The sequence below is a fragment of the Bacillus stercoris genome, assembly GCF_029772985.1.
GTDB classification, from domain to species: Bacteria; Bacillota; Bacilli; order Bacillales; family Bacillaceae; genus Bacillus; species Bacillus stercoris.
Window position 1 is genome coordinate 627,586 of record NZ_CP121861.1, and the last position, 14,827, is coordinate 642,412.

General features: G+C 43.1%; 17 protein-coding genes and 2 pseudogenes. 13 read left to right on the plus strand and 6 right to left on the minus strand.

The genetic code is table 11. The annotated features are described in order from the left end of the window. The first annotated feature begins 28 nt into the window (after nt 1-28). From QA442_RS03265 to QA442_RS03310, 10 genes and pseudogenes are all read left to right on the plus strand, one after another. On the plus strand, nt 29-793 hold the full coding sequence (locus QA442_RS03265; RefSeq protein WP_095432211.1) for a tyrosine-protein phosphatase: 765 nt from the start codon (nt 29-31) through the stop codon (nt 791-793). 194 nt (nt 794-987) lie between these two features. Beyond that, nucleotides 988-2,310: a UDP-glucose 6-dehydrogenase UglF gene (gene uglF / locus QA442_RS03270; RefSeq protein WP_095432210.1), complete on the plus strand. Its 1,323-nt coding sequence runs from the start codon at nt 988-990 to the stop codon at nt 2,308-2,310. A 213-nt stretch (nt 2,311-2,523) separates the two neighbouring features. Further along, complete coding sequence (locus QA442_RS03275) at nt 2,524-3,309, plus strand: YwqG family protein (RefSeq protein WP_040081592.1); 786 nt, start codon at nt 2,524-2,526, stop codon at nt 3,307-3,309. A 58-nt stretch (nt 3,310-3,367) separates the two neighbouring features. Further along, nucleotides 3,368-3,472 (plus strand): annotated as a pseudogene (locus tag QA442_RS03280) (hypothetical protein); the annotation flags it as partial. Between the two features lie 219 nt (nt 3,473-3,691). Next, a complete protein-coding gene (locus QA442_RS03285; protein WP_040081594.1) occupies nt 3,692-4,114 on the plus strand; it encodes a YwqH-like family protein in 423 nt (140 codons plus the stop codon). Nucleotides 4,115-4,122: 8 nt separating this feature from the next. Next, complete coding sequence (locus tag QA442_RS03290) at nt 4,123-4,383, plus strand: YwqI/YxiC family protein (RefSeq protein ID WP_003227825.1); 261 nt, start codon at nt 4,123-4,125, stop codon at nt 4,381-4,383. A gap of 18 nt (nt 4,384-4,401) precedes the next feature. Then, nucleotides 4,402-6,219: a T7SS effector LXG polymorphic toxin gene (locus tag QA442_RS03295; protein WP_095432209.1), complete on the plus strand. Its 1,818-nt coding sequence runs from the start codon at nt 4,402-4,404 to the stop codon at nt 6,217-6,219. 5 nt (nt 6,220-6,224) lie between these two features. Next, nucleotides 6,225-6,776, plus strand: a complete 552-nt coding sequence (locus QA442_RS03300; RefSeq protein ID WP_040082499.1) for a hypothetical protein — start codon at nt 6,225-6,227, stop codon at nt 6,774-6,776. A gap of 76 nt (nt 6,777-6,852) precedes the next feature. Beyond that, nucleotides 6,853-7,509: pseudogene (locus QA442_RS03305) on the plus strand (hypothetical protein). A gap of 104 nt (nt 7,510-7,613) precedes the next feature. Then, complete coding sequence (locus tag QA442_RS03310; RefSeq protein ID WP_095432208.1) at nt 7,614-8,330, plus strand: endonuclease V; 717 nt, start codon at nt 7,614-7,616, stop codon at nt 8,328-8,330. A gap of 84 nt (nt 8,331-8,414) precedes the next feature. Here the strand turns inward: QA442_RS03310 and QA442_RS03315 are convergent, their stop codons facing one another. Then, nucleotides 8,415-9,296: a LysR family transcriptional regulator gene (locus QA442_RS03315; protein ID WP_095432207.1), complete on the minus strand. Its 882-nt coding sequence runs from the start codon at nt 9,294-9,296 to the stop codon at nt 8,415-8,417. Between the two features lie 122 nt (nt 9,297-9,418). On the opposite strand from QA442_RS03315, the gene QA442_RS03320 reads away from it, so the two are divergent. Together QA442_RS03320 and QA442_RS03325 are read left to right on the plus strand one after the other, a co-directional pair. Continuing rightward, the gene (locus QA442_RS03320) at nt 9,419-9,964 is read left to right on the plus strand and encodes a flavodoxin family protein (RefSeq protein ID WP_095432206.1); all 546 of its coding nucleotides are present in this window, start codon (nt 9,419-9,421) and stop codon (nt 9,962-9,964) included. Then, complete coding sequence (locus QA442_RS03325; RefSeq protein ID WP_095432205.1) at nt 9,961-10,182, plus strand: hypothetical protein; 222 nt, start codon at nt 9,961-9,963, stop codon at nt 10,180-10,182. The genes QA442_RS03320 and QA442_RS03325 overlap by 4 nt, the downstream gene beginning before the upstream one ends. A gap of 26 nt (nt 10,183-10,208) precedes the next feature. Here the strand turns inward: QA442_RS03325 and chrA are convergent, their stop codons facing one another. The 3 genes from chrA to chrS are packed head-to-tail and all read right to left on the minus strand — an operon-like array spanning nt 10,209 to nt 11,820. Beyond that, nucleotides 10,209-10,745: a chromate resistance efflux protein ChrA gene (gene chrA / locus QA442_RS03330; RefSeq protein WP_021480764.1), complete on the minus strand. Its 537-nt coding sequence runs from the start codon at nt 10,743-10,745 to the stop codon at nt 10,209-10,211. Next, nucleotides 10,742-11,329 (minus strand): chromate efflux transporter subunit ChrB, encoded by a 588-nt coding sequence (chrB, locus tag QA442_RS03335; protein WP_095432204.1) that lies wholly within the window; start codon nt 11,327-11,329, stop codon nt 10,742-10,744. Before chrB ends, chrA begins: the two co-directional genes overlap by 4 nt. A 14-nt stretch (nt 11,330-11,343) precedes the next feature. Then, nucleotides 11,344-11,820 carry a chromate efflux transcriptional regulator ChrS gene (gene chrS, locus QA442_RS03340; protein WP_069838571.1) on the minus strand — a complete coding sequence of 159 codons (477 nt, stop codon included), beginning with the start codon at nt 11,818-11,820 and terminating at the stop codon, nt 11,344-11,346. Nucleotides 11,821-12,033: 213 nt separating this feature from the next. Between chrS and ggt the strand changes: the two genes are divergently transcribed. Continuing rightward, the gene (gene ggt / locus QA442_RS03345) at nt 12,034-13,611 is read left to right on the plus strand and encodes a gamma-glutamyltransferase (RefSeq protein ID WP_251198734.1); all 1,578 of its coding nucleotides are present in this window, start codon (nt 12,034-12,036) and stop codon (nt 13,609-13,611) included. A gap of 2 nt (nt 13,612-13,613) precedes the next feature. On the opposite strand, the gene QA442_RS03350 is transcribed toward ggt, so the two are convergent. Both QA442_RS03350 and QA442_RS03355 read right to left on the minus strand, forming a co-directional pair. After that, complete coding sequence (locus QA442_RS03350) at nt 13,614-13,958, minus strand: DUF4181 domain-containing protein (RefSeq protein ID WP_095432202.1); 345 nt, start codon at nt 13,956-13,958, stop codon at nt 13,614-13,616. Between the two features lie 156 nt (nt 13,959-14,114). After that, nucleotides 14,115-14,732, minus strand: a complete 618-nt coding sequence (locus tag QA442_RS03355) for a flavin reductase family protein (RefSeq protein WP_095432201.1) — start codon at nt 14,730-14,732, stop codon at nt 14,115-14,117. Nucleotides 14,733-14,827: the final 95 nt, after the last annotated feature.

The following is a 14,827-nucleotide window of genomic DNA, read 5'->3' on the forward strand; positions in this document are numbered from 1 at the left end:
TTATTTTTGTGAAAAAGGGGGCTAGGACATGATCGATATTCACTGTCACATTCTTTCGGCAATGGATGACGGGGCAGGTGATTCAGCTGACAGCATAGAAATGGCAAAGGCCGCTGTTCGTCAGGGGATCCGGACGATCATTGCGACACCTCATCATAAAAACGGTGTGTATGAAAACGAGCCAGCCGCAGTCAAAGAAGCAGCAGACCAGTTAAACAAACGTTTAATCAAAGAAAACATCCCTTTACATGTGCTTCCGGGGCAGGAAATCAGAATCTACGGCGATGTGGAACAAGACCTTGCGAAACGGCAGCTTCTTTCGCTGAATGACACAAAATACATCTTGATTGAGTTTCCGTTTGATCACGTTCCCCGATATGCGGAGCAGCTTTTTTATGATTTGCAGCTGAAAGGATATATTCCGGTTATCGCCCATCCTGAACGCAACAGGGAAATTCGCGAAAACCCCTCCTTGCTGTATCATCTTGTGGAAAAAGGAGCAGCATCTCAGGTTACTTCAGGGAGTCTTGCGGGGACCTTCGGCAAGCAGCTGAAAGCATTTTCTCTCCGGCTGGCTGAAGCCAATTTGATCCATTTCGTAGCCTCAGATGCCCATAATGTGAAAACGAGAAATTTTCACACTCAAGAGGCCCTTTATGTTTTACAGAAAGAATTCGGTCCGGACCTTCCTTACATGCTGACGGAAAATGCTGAGCTTCTCCTGCGGAATCAGACCATCTTCAGACAGCCTCCGCAGCCGGTCAAAAGAAGAAAATTGTTTGGTCTCTTTTAACAGCCGATTCTCATTTCACCACTTTCTTTTTGAGAGCGATATAATAGTGTATTGTATGATTGAATCACATTTCAGAAATCTGTACAGGCTGTACCCGACAGGCTATGCGGGAGATCATTCGCATTCATGATAGGATGTTCTCATACGATATTACGAAAGCTGCAAAGCAGCAATTTAACTGTTGGAGGGAAACAATGAATATTACAGTCATCGGAACAGGCTATGTCGGTCTTGTGACAGGTGTTTCTCTTTCTGAGATTGGACATCATGTAACCTGCATTGATATTGACGCTCACAAGATTGATGAAATGAGAAAGGGCATTTCCCCCATATTTGAACCTGGTCTTGAAGAGCTGATGAGAAAAAATACGGCTGATGGACGGCTGAACTTTGAAACAAGCTATGAGAAAGGCTTGGCACAGGCAGACATCATTTTTATAGCGGTCGGCACTCCGCAGAAAAGCGATGGACACGCCAATCTGGAGCAAATTACAGATGCGGCCAAACGCATCGCACAGCATGTCAAACGAGATGCCATTGTGGTAACGAAAAGCACAGTGCCCGTCGGGACAAACGATTTGATTAATGGACTGATCACTGAACATCTAGCTGAGCCTATCAGTATATCGGTCGCATCCAATCCGGAATTTTTGCGTGAGGGGTCGGCGATCTTTGACACGTTTCATGGAGACAGGATCGTGATCGGAACAGCCGATAAGAAAACAGCCGATACGCTTGAGGAGCTCTTCCGTCCGTTTCAAATCCCGATTTACAAAACGGATATCAGAAGCGCCGAGATGATCAAATATGCCTCAAATGCTTTTCTGGCCACTAAGATCAGTTTTATAAACGAAATTTCGAATATATGTGAAAAGGTCGGCGCCGATATCGAAGCGGTCGCCTACGGGATGGGACAGGATAAGCGGATCGGGAGCCAGTTTTTAAAAGCGGGCATTGGCTACGGCGGTTCTTGTTTTCCAAAGGACACAAACGCCCTCGTGCAAATTGCCGGCAATGTCGAGCATGATTTTGAACTGCTGAAATCGGTTATCAAAGTCAACAACAATCAGCAGGCGATGCTGGTTGATAAAGCGCTGAACAGGCTTGGCGGGGTGACGGGAAAAACGATTGCCCTTTTAGGCCTGTCATTTAAACCGAATACGGACGATATGAGGGAAGCGCCGTCAATTGTCATTGCAGACCGTCTCGCTGCGCTCGACGCCCGTATTAGAGCCTACGATCCCATTGCAGTTAGCCATGCAAAGCATGTTCTCCCGCAAGCTGTTGAATATAAAGAGACGATCGAGGAAGCTGTCAAAGGGTCCGACGCCGTCATGATTTTAACCGACTGGGCTGACATTAAACAATTCCCGTTAGAGGCTTATCAGGATTTGATGGAAACGCCGCTCATATTTGACGGCAGAAACTGCTACACATTGGATGAAGCTTTGGCTGCAGGAGTGGAGTATTATTCTGTCGGACGAAAGGCGGTTGTGCCGTCAGGTTTAATTCAATAATTGAAAAAGAAAGGCTGGTTGCGCACCAGTCTTTTTTTCGTCTATTGCGGGGTGCTGAATACATTTGCTACTATTTAACTATTGTTTGGAAAAGTATGCAGAATTAGGGCTTCTTTACACAATCGTTTGATAAAACATTAGAAGAAACGAAGAAAACCAGAAAATAAAATCTTTCAAAAATTATTGGAGAGGCCGGAAAAGGAGAGTCATCTGATGAATCATCTGCCTGAAAAAATGAGACCGTACCGCGAATTGCTGGAGAAATCAGCGAAAGAATACGTAAAATTGAATGTCCGAAAAGGGAAAACAGGACGATATGACAGTAAAATTGCCGGTGATCCCTATTTCCCCAAGCATGAAACATACCCGACTGATGAAAATGGACAGCCGATGAAGCTTCTGGCGCAGATTAATTTCTCGCACATTCCCCAGCTTGACGGCTATCCTTCTTCGGGTATCCTGCAGTTCTACATTTCTGTTCATGATGATGTCTATGGATTGAATTTTGACGATCGATGTGAACAAAAGGATTTCAGAGTAATCTATTTTGAAAATATCATAGAAAACGAAGACGAGCTTGTTTCTGATTTTTCATTTATTGGCACAGGCGAATGTGATTTTCCGATTTTATCAGAAGCAGCAGTTGAGCCTGTGAAATCTTCGGAATGGGTCCTGCCGACAGATTTTCAATTTGAGCAGTATACGGGCATGGAAACAATGGAGTTCTTTGGCCAGTTCGGCGAGGATGAAGAAGACGTTTATAATGAACTGGCTGAAAACGGATTTGGCCATAAAATTGGCGGCTACGCTTCTTTTACCCAGCATGATCCGCGGGAATACGCATATAAAGAACACACCATCATGCTTTTGCAAATTGATTCAGACGATGATATCGATTCAATGTGGGGAGACGTCGGCATCGCCAATTTTTTCATCACACCTGACGATTTAAGAAAAAAAGACTTTTCAAACGTTCTGTACAACTGGGACTGCAGCTAATACAAGCTTTTGATCCAAAGGGTCATACCTGATCAGAAGCGGAAATAATATAAGCCAAATGACAAAATCAGACGTGGCCGAACCGATGAAGAACATAAACATGAACAGAGGCAGATCAACAACATCTGCCTCTTTCAAGTGCCTTTATTACTATGACTTTAGGTATTTCCATTTTGTAAAACGCTTTTATTAGCTGTATAACGAACAAAAACAAGAGCATATACCTATGTTTTAAGAGTGTTATAAGCCTAAATTAAGCCGTTTACCCTATTTAAGCCGCCTTCTGGCTATTTTAAAATATAATATATGGAAATAAAGTATGGAAAAGTCTATCTTCATCAGCCCCTCCATACGACTTTTTGAGTATTAAGAGGTGATTCAGATGGGTTATGAAAGTATGCTGGCGGATATCAAAAGTTCGCTTAACGGAAAAATTTCCGACGTGGAAGACAAGATCGAAAAGCTGAAAAAAGCAAAAAAGGACATAGACACACTGCAAGAAGAGGCAATCACTGAAATCAAAGAAATTGTCAAACCAGAATTGGGCAAGCACTGGACGGGAACAAAAGCGGATGATTTCGACAAGGGAAGAGAAGAGGCGAAATCGGAAGCATCCAAGATTGTGAATGATAAATATAACGAGTATATGGCTTCGATTCAGATGGAGATTATTCATTTGGAATCTAAGAAATTTCTCTATGACAAAGAATTAAAGCTAGCGAATTTTGCTGGTCATACTCTTGCTAAGGGTGAAGAATTCTTGGAGGATGCTGTTAATCAAATTAAATCTATTAAATTGTGGTGATCTTTTTTATGTCAGAAATTAAATTGAAATACGATACTGTAATCAAAACATTAGATTCTGTCAAAGATGCGCTTGCTGACGTATCAATCGGCGCCGCGGGATCCAATGGAAAAAACAAACTCGATTATACGAAAAAATATCATGAGCGTGAGGAGAACATCAAAACCATGCTCGGAGATTACAAAAAAGCGGTACAGAAAAATATTGAGGATACAAAGGATAACGTAGATTCACTCAAAGAGCAGGACGAGGCGATAGCGGTAAAATAGAACAGAAAGGGCAGTGCGATGAGTAAAGTATTTGAATCAAAATCTTTAATCGAAGAAGCGAAGAGCAGAAAAAAGCAATATGAGACGCTTGAAGAGCAGCTGAACACGCTGAAAAAAGCGTTTCAGGGAGTTGCAGATTTAGGCGATAATTTTAAAGGAAAAGGCGCGGACAATATTAAAGATTTCTTTCAGGGACAGGCGGAAATCGTCGAAAGCTGGCTGACGCTTGTCTCTGCTCAAATTGCGTTTTTAAATGGCATTTCAGGCGATATTAAAGATCAAGAACTGAATGATTCATATGTGGAAACTTCATTTTTGGATCATGAGCTGCCCAATGGAGACCTGAAAGCCTCAGAGATTGTCTCCGCTCATAAAGAAGAAATCGATTCTATTTTGTCAGGCATCAGCGATATTATTGATCTCGATATGTATACGCTTGACGACTATGCAGATAAAATGGGCGATGCCCAAAAAATCAGACGTGACACGATCACAGCTGTCGATAAGCTTGATGAATCCCTGACCACTGAATATCAAAATTTAGAATCTCTGGACAACGCAGTGCTCACCAAATATTCTGTTCTCATGCAGGCCACCAGCAATGGGAAGAGCGCATCCCCTATGTACTATGACAAAAAAGCCTTCCACAGCAATGAAGTCTACAAAAGCGTCATTGAAGTAGAAAATCAAGGAACCACCTATATCGATGCAAAAGCCCAGCAAGCAGAAGCAAGACGTCTCCAGGAAAAAGCCGAGGAAGAAGCAAACAAACCATGGTACGAAAAAACATGGGATGGAGTTTGCAACTTTACTGGAGAAGTCACTGGCTATTATGATTATAAAAGAGCAACCGAAGGCGTTGATCCGGTTACCGGAGAAAAACTCTCCACCGCAGAACGTGTGACAGCAGGAGCTATGGCCGCAGCCGGATTTATACCAGTCGTCGGCTGGGCAGGCCGCGCCTTCAAAGGCGGAAAAGCCATCTACAAAACCGGAAAAGCAGCTATCGCTGCTGAACACGCTTTAGACGCCTACAAAACAGGCAAATCCTTAGACATTCTCAAAATGACAGAAATGGGTGCATACGGCCTTGTAGCGTCAAACGGATTCTCAGAAGCCGTCACAGGCCGGGATATGTTCGGAAACAAAGTGTCTGAGGAGAAGCGGAAACAGGGGGCGCTCGAAGCGGCATTGAGTTTGGTTGGTGCTGGTGCATTGGCGAAACACATTGATAAAGGCATCCCGCTTGCAACCCATTCAAAAGTTCAAAAAGCTAACAAAACCCTAGAAAAAGTAAAACAATTTAAAGTCCCAACAAACGTCCGTGTATACGCAGAACGCCCAGTAACTCCTGACGGCTTCACATTCGGAATCCCGACAGTCCGTGTCAATGTGGAAAAGCCGGCTGTTAAGGATCTTGGGATTGTGAAGATGGCGAGTAGCCAGTCTAAAAAACCCCAATGGTTGGAAAAACCTGAGGGGATGACTCAAAATGATTACGTTGCTCATAATGGTACTAACTACAGTAAAAAGAAACGGACTGAAGAATACAATGCTGCGATAGCTGATAGAGAGAAGATAGTTGGAGACAATTCAAATGGATATCGTTTAAAGGAACCAACTAACTGGATGGAAGATAGAGGTATGATACAAATAAAAGAAAGATTAAAAAGAAAATCTTGGACAGATAGAGATGGATTTAATTGGCAATGGGATTCCCAGCATGGCAAATTAGAAAAGTGGAACCGCAGAAGAACAGAGCATTTAGGAGAGTTTGATCCTGTAACTGGTAAGCAGACGAAAAAAGGCGAGCCTTCAAGAAGATGGGATGGTTAAAAAATATGGAACATGGAATCAGATTTATTAATGAATACCCTGAAATCGGTGAGTTGCTTCATCGTCTATTTGTAAATAGGGAATTAGACGAATGGTACAAGAGCAAATGCGCAGAGAAAATAAAAGTACCTGATGAATTTAATCAAATAAAAGGTTTGAAAAAAATTGAAGTTAGAGATTTAAACAATCCTTCAGGAGAAATTGATATCCATTTGCAAGGTCTTTCTGGGGAAAATGGTTTTCATTTAGAACAGCAAATCAATATGAAAGTATCTAAATTGGTTCCTGTTTATGTATTAGATTATAGTTATTCCCTAAGACACGATTTAATCGATGGCGCTTATGACATTGTAGGAACCGCTGAATCTTTAGAATTCATTCAGGGAACGAACTATATTAATAAAATAATGCAAGAGAAAGGGTTTATTGAACTCAGTTATTTGTATGATTACTACGATACTGTGTATGAGTGGAGTGAATTGCCGCATATACAGCCTTTCAACAGGAGATTAACATTAGGAGATGCCTTGTTTACTGATGTATTAGAATTGCTATAGTTAAAAACTTGCCGTGTTGTCATCGGCAAGTTTTTTTATAGAAAGTATAACAATGTAGAGTGCAAGGAGAAGCGGGATGAAAAGAGACCATATTTCTCAATTGCAGCCATTAAAAATCTGTAATGGCTGGTCTGTAGTACTGAACAATTTATGTTCAGAAAAAAGAATGCAAGAAAAATGTGAATTACTAATACTGCAAAATGAAAAACGTAAGGCCTTTATTAGGTAAGTTATGAAAATAATCAATACTATATCAAAGTAGCTGGCTTACATACAGATAAGATTTATGAAGATGAGTCTTTTAATGAGATGAGAACAATTATTAGTTGAGTTAGAATATCAAATCTGGAATGTGGGAAGCGGGGTTTTAGAAAATTTGCAGCCGCTAACCCAACAGATTCCCAATTTCTTAAGGCTAAAGATACCGGCTGGTTGGACCGTTGATTATATTACTTTAAAAGATACTGATCCTAAGACTCTAAAGGCAAATGACGATGCTTGGTTATTTGACTTTAATCAAGATCTCCTACAGATTTCTCATAAGACAAAAAAATTGCTGCTTGACGTAGGGTGGTACCCAGAAGGTGATCAAGCCGGAAGCTATGGGATTGAACTAATAAAAAACGAAGATTGGGAAAATCCTTTAGAGGATATTATGTGTACTGAACTTAAAGAATTAATTAAACAATTGGATTATATTTTTATGAAAGAAATGAAAAATGAATATCATTGAAAAAAGCAGATTATACTATCTGCATTTTTCAATGAAATAATTTGGAGTCATTGCTAAAATCGACATGCAGGACAATTGAGCGCGAAGAGAGGGAAACAAGTAAAATGGAAATACATCAAATTCACGATTTTCATCTAAAAGATGAATCGGATTTTGTTCAAATACAACAATCCCTTAGAAATCGTATCAACCTATCTCACACGATCCATCCAGACTCCATCAACACCTGCGCAGGCGTCGATCTCGCCTATTGGGAGCAGAATGGAGAACCATACGGGGTGTGCAGTATTATCGTGGTTGACGCTGATACAAAAGAAGTCATTGAAAAAGTGCATAGCATGGGGAAAATCAGCGTACCGTACGTTTCGGGTTTTCTTGCATTTCGCGAGCTGCCTTTGATCATTGAAGCGGCGAAAAAGCTGGAGACGGAGCCGGATGTCTTCTTGTTTGATGGCAACGGATATCTGCATTACAATCATATGGGCGTTGCCACCCATGCGGCTTTTTTTCTGGGTAAGCCGACGATTGGGATTGCGAAAACCTATCTCAAAATCAAAGGCTGTGATTTCGTGATGCCTGAAAATGAAGTCGGCGCATACACCGATATTCTCATTGACGGCGAGGTATATGGCCTGGCGCTGCGGACGCGGAGGGACGTGAAGCCTATTTTCTTGTCTTGCGGTAATTATATTGATTTAGAAAGCAGCTATCAGATCACGATGAGCTTAATCAATCAAGAAAGCAGACTGCCGATCCCTGTCCGCCTGGCTGACCTTGAAACACATGTCTTGCGAACGTTTTATCAGAAAAATCATGGGTAACACTTGGGGCTCTAAGCCATCAAGTGTTTTTTTGTATGCTGTGTGCTTTCCTGATCTCAAAAACCTTGTCCTTATGGAAAGATTTTATTTGAATGTTTTCCGCGTCAAATTGATAAAAGCCTTTAATGGCGCAGACATCCACTTGTCCTTATGCCATGCTAATTGAGTGAAAACGGGGCAATCGCTCTGCCGATTGAGTTCTTTCATTCGGCCTGCTGCAATATCATCTTTTACTGTCATTTCAGGCAAGATTCCAATCCCAAGTCCGGCCATTACGCATTGTTTGATGGCTTCTATGCTGACGAATTCCAATTTGTTAGGATAGACACCGGAGTCATGCAAATTGTTCTCAAAGAGCGTGCGGTACGAGCAGCCGTCCTCTGTCAGCAGAAGAGTTTCGTTTTGAAGATCCTTCAATGTTACTGGTAAATCCGCAGGAAAAGGATGGTCATTAGCAGCCACCATTTTGATCTCATCCTGAATCAAAGATTCAACGTGCAGTGCGTCTTCCGTCCGGTTTACATCCAAAATGAAGGTGATATCAAGCTGGCCCTGTAAAAGCTGTTCTTTCGCTTGTTCATTGGAGATATATGGTTTGAATATGAGCTTTACTTGGGGAAATGCCTGTTTAAATTCTTTTATGATAGGCGGCAGGCGGTATGTGCACTGGCTTTCCGTCGCCCCGATTTTTAAGGTTCCGGTTGTTTCTTTTACTTGATTTGCGGCCATTTTCGCTTCTTCTGTTAACGCAATAATCTTCTGTGCATAAGATTTGAACGTTTTTCCTGCTTCTGTCAAGATAAGCCGCTTGCCGAGCCGTTCAAATAAAGGCGTCCCGATTTCTTCTTCAAGTGATTTGATCTGAGAGGTAACGCTTGATTGTGCATAATTAAGCATTTTGGCGGTTAGGGTGAAGTTTACATGTTCTGCCGCCGTAATAAAGGTGATCAGCTGCTTCAATTCCACTTGTTCTCTTCCTTTCTAAATCGGTTTTAGCGATTGGATTAATCGAAATAATCATCTGTATTGATTGATGAATCCATTATAAAATGAAGAAAATCATTCGTAAACAAAGGAGCAGATGCATCATGAAAATTGCGGTTATTAACAGCGGAACTCGGTCTGGCGGAAATACGGATATTCTTGCGGAGAAGGCTGTTCAAGGATTTGATGCAGAGCACATTCATTTGCGGAAATATCGAATCCAGCCAATTGAAGATCTGCGCCACGACCAAGACGGCTTTCGACCTGTTCAAGATGACTACGATTCTATCATTGAGCGGATATTGCCGTGCGATATTCTTGTATTCGCCACCCCAATTTATTGGTTTGGCATGTCAGGGACATTAAAGCTGTTTATTGATCGCTGGTCACAGACGTTGAGAGATCCGAGATTTCCTGATTTTAAACAGCAAATGTCAGCGAAACAGGCATATGTGACAGCAGTGGGCGGAGACAATCCAAAAATAAAAGGGCTGCCGCTGATTCAGCAATTCGAACATATTTTTCATTTTATGGGAATGCCCTTTAAAGGTTATGTGCTGGGAGAAGGCAATCGTCCAGGCGATATTCTTCGTGATCATCAGGCGCTGTCCGCTGCGAGCCGCTTACTGAAAAGAAGCGATGCGATATGAAGTTTTTGCTGTCGGTCATTGCTGGCATGCTGATTCTTGCATTCTTTTTATTTTGGAAGGTCAAGCCTCCTGTTTGGATACATGTTGAAACCAATTCACCCCAGTTGAAGAAATCTGTGAGAATGGCAGGAACCACGCTGCAAGTCAAGCACATCATCAAGAGTGACGCAGGAGAAGAAACAGCTGTCATATCAAACGGCATTTCTGGGCCAAAATAAAAAAGCACCTGTCCAGGTGCTTTTTTCTATAAATGAGGGATCACAAGGCCTCCATATAAAAACGCCGCAATAATCAAAAATGCCGGGTGCATTTTGAATTTTGTCATGGCAAGGAGCGAAATTCCCGCAATCACGATCGATTGGACCCAGCCGATCGCTTTGATGCCGTCTGCGCCGATTTGCCAGGTAAGAATGAGCATCATGACCGCAATGACAGGCTGAACGGACAGTGTCATGCCTTTGATAACAGGGGATTGGCGGAAGCGCTGGATGATGCGCAGCAGGACGATCAATGCGAGCGCCGACGGTACGACGGTTGCAATCAGGGCAATTAGGAAGCCGGGCCAACCGCCTGCGCTGTAGCCGACATACGCGGCGATTTTGGTGGCAATGGGGCCCGGCAATGCGTTCGCAAGTGCGAGCATATTTGAGAATTGATCGTTTGAAAGCCAGCTGTATCTGTTTACGACTTCTTCAAACATTAGCGGGATAGATGCAGGTCCGCCGCCATATCCCAGTAGGTTTGCGATAAAAAACGCCATAAATAAATAGATCGATATCATGAGGCCGACATTCCTTTATCATGTTTATTTGTGACTTTGTCTTTCAGTTTAAAATGAAACGCCCCGTACGCTAGGAAAATGATAATGACAAGGCCGGGATTAATCTGAAACGTTTGCAGGCCGATAAAAGCGATGATAAAAAACAGGATGCCGGTGACCCAGCCGAAACCTTTAAGCGCTTTTTGTCCAAACTCGTACGCCATAATACCGAGCATTACTGCAATCACCGGCGTGACGGCGCCTATCATGCCGGCAACAACTGCTGAATGGCTTAACACATTTACTGCCGCAAACAAGCCCACCATCGCAAGACATGTAGGCAGAATGTGGGCGAGTGTCGCCACAATGGCACCTAATGTGCCTTTAAGCTTGAAGCCCAGATACGCAGCCATTTTTGTGGCAATCGGCCCGGGAAGCGCATTAGCGATTGCTAATATTTCTCCGAATTCATCATCATCAATCCATTTATATTTATTGACCGCTTCATGGCGGATCAGCGGAATCACGGAAGGTCCGCCGCCGAATCCTAATATGCCGGTGCGCACCATCGCAGCCGTCATATCCCGATAAGTATGGTTTTTCATTTTGTTTCTCTCCTTTACAGCTTCATTCCCATACGGCTTTTGTATCGTTTGATCAGCATCTGGCAATCAACACTGACGACGCCTCGCAATGGATACAGCCGTTTTGTTAAAAACTCTTCCATTTCTTGATCGTTGGCAAAGATCCCATGCATATGCAGCTTGCTCGGACCTGTCATGTGATAAAGACTGGTGACCGCAGGCTCTTCCTCAAGCTTAAGAGCGACCTCTTCTAAAAATTGCGGTTCTACCTCGACATTGAAAAACACGGATACATGGATGCCGATTTTAGAGGGATTGATGACCGCGGTGAATTTTTCAATAACGCCGGCTTCAATTAATTGGTTGATACGAGCCTGGACGGCGACTCGGGACAAATCGACTCTTTTGCCAAGATCCGTATAAGAAATTCTGCCTTCTTCATGCAAAATCGTGAGAATTTGTTTATCAGTCTCATCAAGTACAAGGTTGGGGATTTGATATTCATGACTCAATTGCTCCACCTGCTTTCGTAGCCTTTTAGCCATCATTTTATCATAAAAAGTTACGTTTCGAACGAAAAAATTTTTATTTGTTTTCGAAATGAATGAATAAATATCTTATTGTTTTCGAAAAGAAGAAAGTTCGTCAGTTTTTCTGCCGGATCAGTAGATGTGAAAAATCAGGCTCCCTATACTGAAGAAAATCTCTTAAAAAGGGGACTTGTGATGAACAAATCTGTCATCGGTACAAAGCAAATGGTGGTTAGTCCGCATTATCTTGCTTCTCAGGCCGGAAACCGCATACTGGACAAAGGAGGTAACGCATTTGACGCCGCCGTTGCGGTGAGTGCTTGCCTGGCGGTTGTGTATCCGCATATGACCGGACTTGGCGGGGATGCCTTTTGGCTGACCTTTCATCAGAAAACAAAATCAGTAAAAGTCTACAATGGCACCGGACGTTCAGGAAAAAACGTAACGAGAGATGTATATAAGGGAAAAAGCGTGATTCCGCTTCGGGGAATTGACAGTGCCATTACCGTGCCCGGGATGGTTGATAGCTGGGATGCGGTACTGAAGGAGTACGGTCGCATGTCTCTTGAGGATGTGTTGGAGCCTGCATACGATTATGCACAAAATGGGTTTCCTGTATCAGCCGATCAGTGCCGTCACACAGAAACGAATCTTGAACTGCTCGTCTCCACGCCATACACAGCCGACATTTTTACAAGAAGAGGAAAAGCACCTATTCCGGGAGAGCGGTTTGTGCAAAAAGAGCTTGCAGAGAGCTTGAACATGATTGCCAAAAAAGGAAGAAACGCATTTTATGAAGGAGATATCGCTCAGCGGATTGTCTCGTATTTACAAAATAACGGCAGTTACATGACACTCGATGATTTTAAAGCGCACCGGGGCGAGTGGACGGAGCCTGTCTCAAGTGATTATCGAGGATACAGTGTGTATCAGGCGCCGCCGAATTCTCAGGGATTTACCGGTTTATTAACACTAAACATTTTGGAAAACTATGATTTCACCAAAATCGAAAATGGATCTTTTACGTATTATCACGTGCTTGTGGAGGCATTGAAAAAGAGTTTTCTAGATCGGAATGCCGTCCTGACTGATCCGGCGTTTGCAGACATCCCGCTTGAAAGGCTTTTGGACAAACGTTATGCAAAACGATTGGCAGAAGAAATCGGCTATCTCGCAGTACCGGCTGAAAGCAAGCCGGTGGGAAGCGATACGGCATATGCGGCCGTAATCGATGCGGATGGCAACGCAGTGTCATTCATTCAAAGCCTGTACTTTGAATTTGGCTCTGCAGTCACTGCCGGTGATACAGGCATTTTGCTGCAAAATCGCGGGTCATTTTTCTCATTGGATAAAAATCATGTCAACACGCTTGAACCGAGAAAGCGCACCTTCCATACGCTGATGCCGGCTATGGTCTGTAAAGGCGGAAAGCCGAAAATCCTGTACGGCACACAAGGCGGCGAAGGCCAGCCGCAGACCCAGACGGCCATCATTACCCGAATGCTGGATTACGGAATGGATCCACAGCAGGCAATCAGCGAACCGCGCTGGGTATGGGGCAGAACGTGGGGAGAGGAATACGAAGGCCTCAGAGTCGAGGGCAGATTCACAGAGAAAACAATCCAAAAACTGAAAGACAGCGGACATCTCGTGGAGGTTGTCGGTGACTATGATCCGCTGATGGGGCATGCAGCAGCAATTAAAGTTGATGAAGAAGGATTTCTCCAAGGAGGAGCTGATCCCCGGGGAGACGGAGCGGCTGTGGGGGTTTGAGATTAGAAGAAAACACAAATATAAATAAGAATAACTAGAAGTGTCGCGGCACCAAATAAATAGTGTACATATTGTTTTTCTTCCTGCCTATATTTCCATTCCATAAATGTACGCAAACAATTCGACAAGAGCAGAAATAAAATAAGCATCTTTTCGGGAGGAAAGTGAAACAAAGAAAAACCTAATAAAATGAGCAAGATGATGTCCAGCAATCCTTGTGTGCTATTTACAGGTTTATACCACCGAGGTGGTTTAGGGATTCCAAGTTTTTTTCGGGCATAGGTATAAAAAGCAATATTGGTAAATAACATGACCAGTATCACAATCAAAAAATGAGTGCCTTCCATTCTAATCCCCCCTATTTATCTTTTATACAAAGAAAAAAGAAAATTGTTTCATAAAAGAACACCCGAAACTTTCCCCGGGTGTTCTTTTTTATAGGTAACATTATGTAATCACAAGGTCTTTTTGACTAGTTCCTTCTATTTAAATAGTCCTTCTGTTCAGCTGGGACGAATCAGTGTGAATTCTTCCCCGAGCTTGGCATAGTGGTTTCCCGCCAATCGTGAGGCTGGCTTTAATTCATCTGTTAAAATATATCCCTTTTCTGCATCATACACCTTTTCGTCTAGGTGGAAGCAGACGACTCTTCCGATGAGCAGATCTGCTGTAGTGACCCCTTGATCATTGTCAAAGGTAATATGCCGCTCTAATGTGCACTCAAAGCGAACTCGGGCTTCCTGAATGCCGGGAACCGAAACAGCGTTGCTTTCAACAGGGTGAAGCGAGGTGCGCGTAAGCTCGCTTTCATCCGGCCCTAAGTTTGCAGCCGTTTCATTGATATCTTCAATGATGGATTCATCACTGATATGAACGACAAATTCTCCGTTTTCCACTGCGTTTCGCGCTGTATCTTTTTGGCGTCCTCCCGCCCTGTTCACAGAAATACTGAGGAGCGGAGGATCTGAGCTGACGACGTTATAAAAGCTGAAAGGCGCGGCATTTACCGCTCCTCCTGAAGAAAGTGTTGTCACAAATGCAATGGGGCGGGGAATAACGGTACCTGACAATAGCTTGTATGTGTCTTTGGCACTAAGCTGGTCAGCTTGAAATATGTACATGGCAACAACCGCCTTTATCGTTAGGATATCTTGATTATAACGAAATGGTTTCGAGGAAACCAAATGATGCGGGTTGCATATGTTATGTCATGACA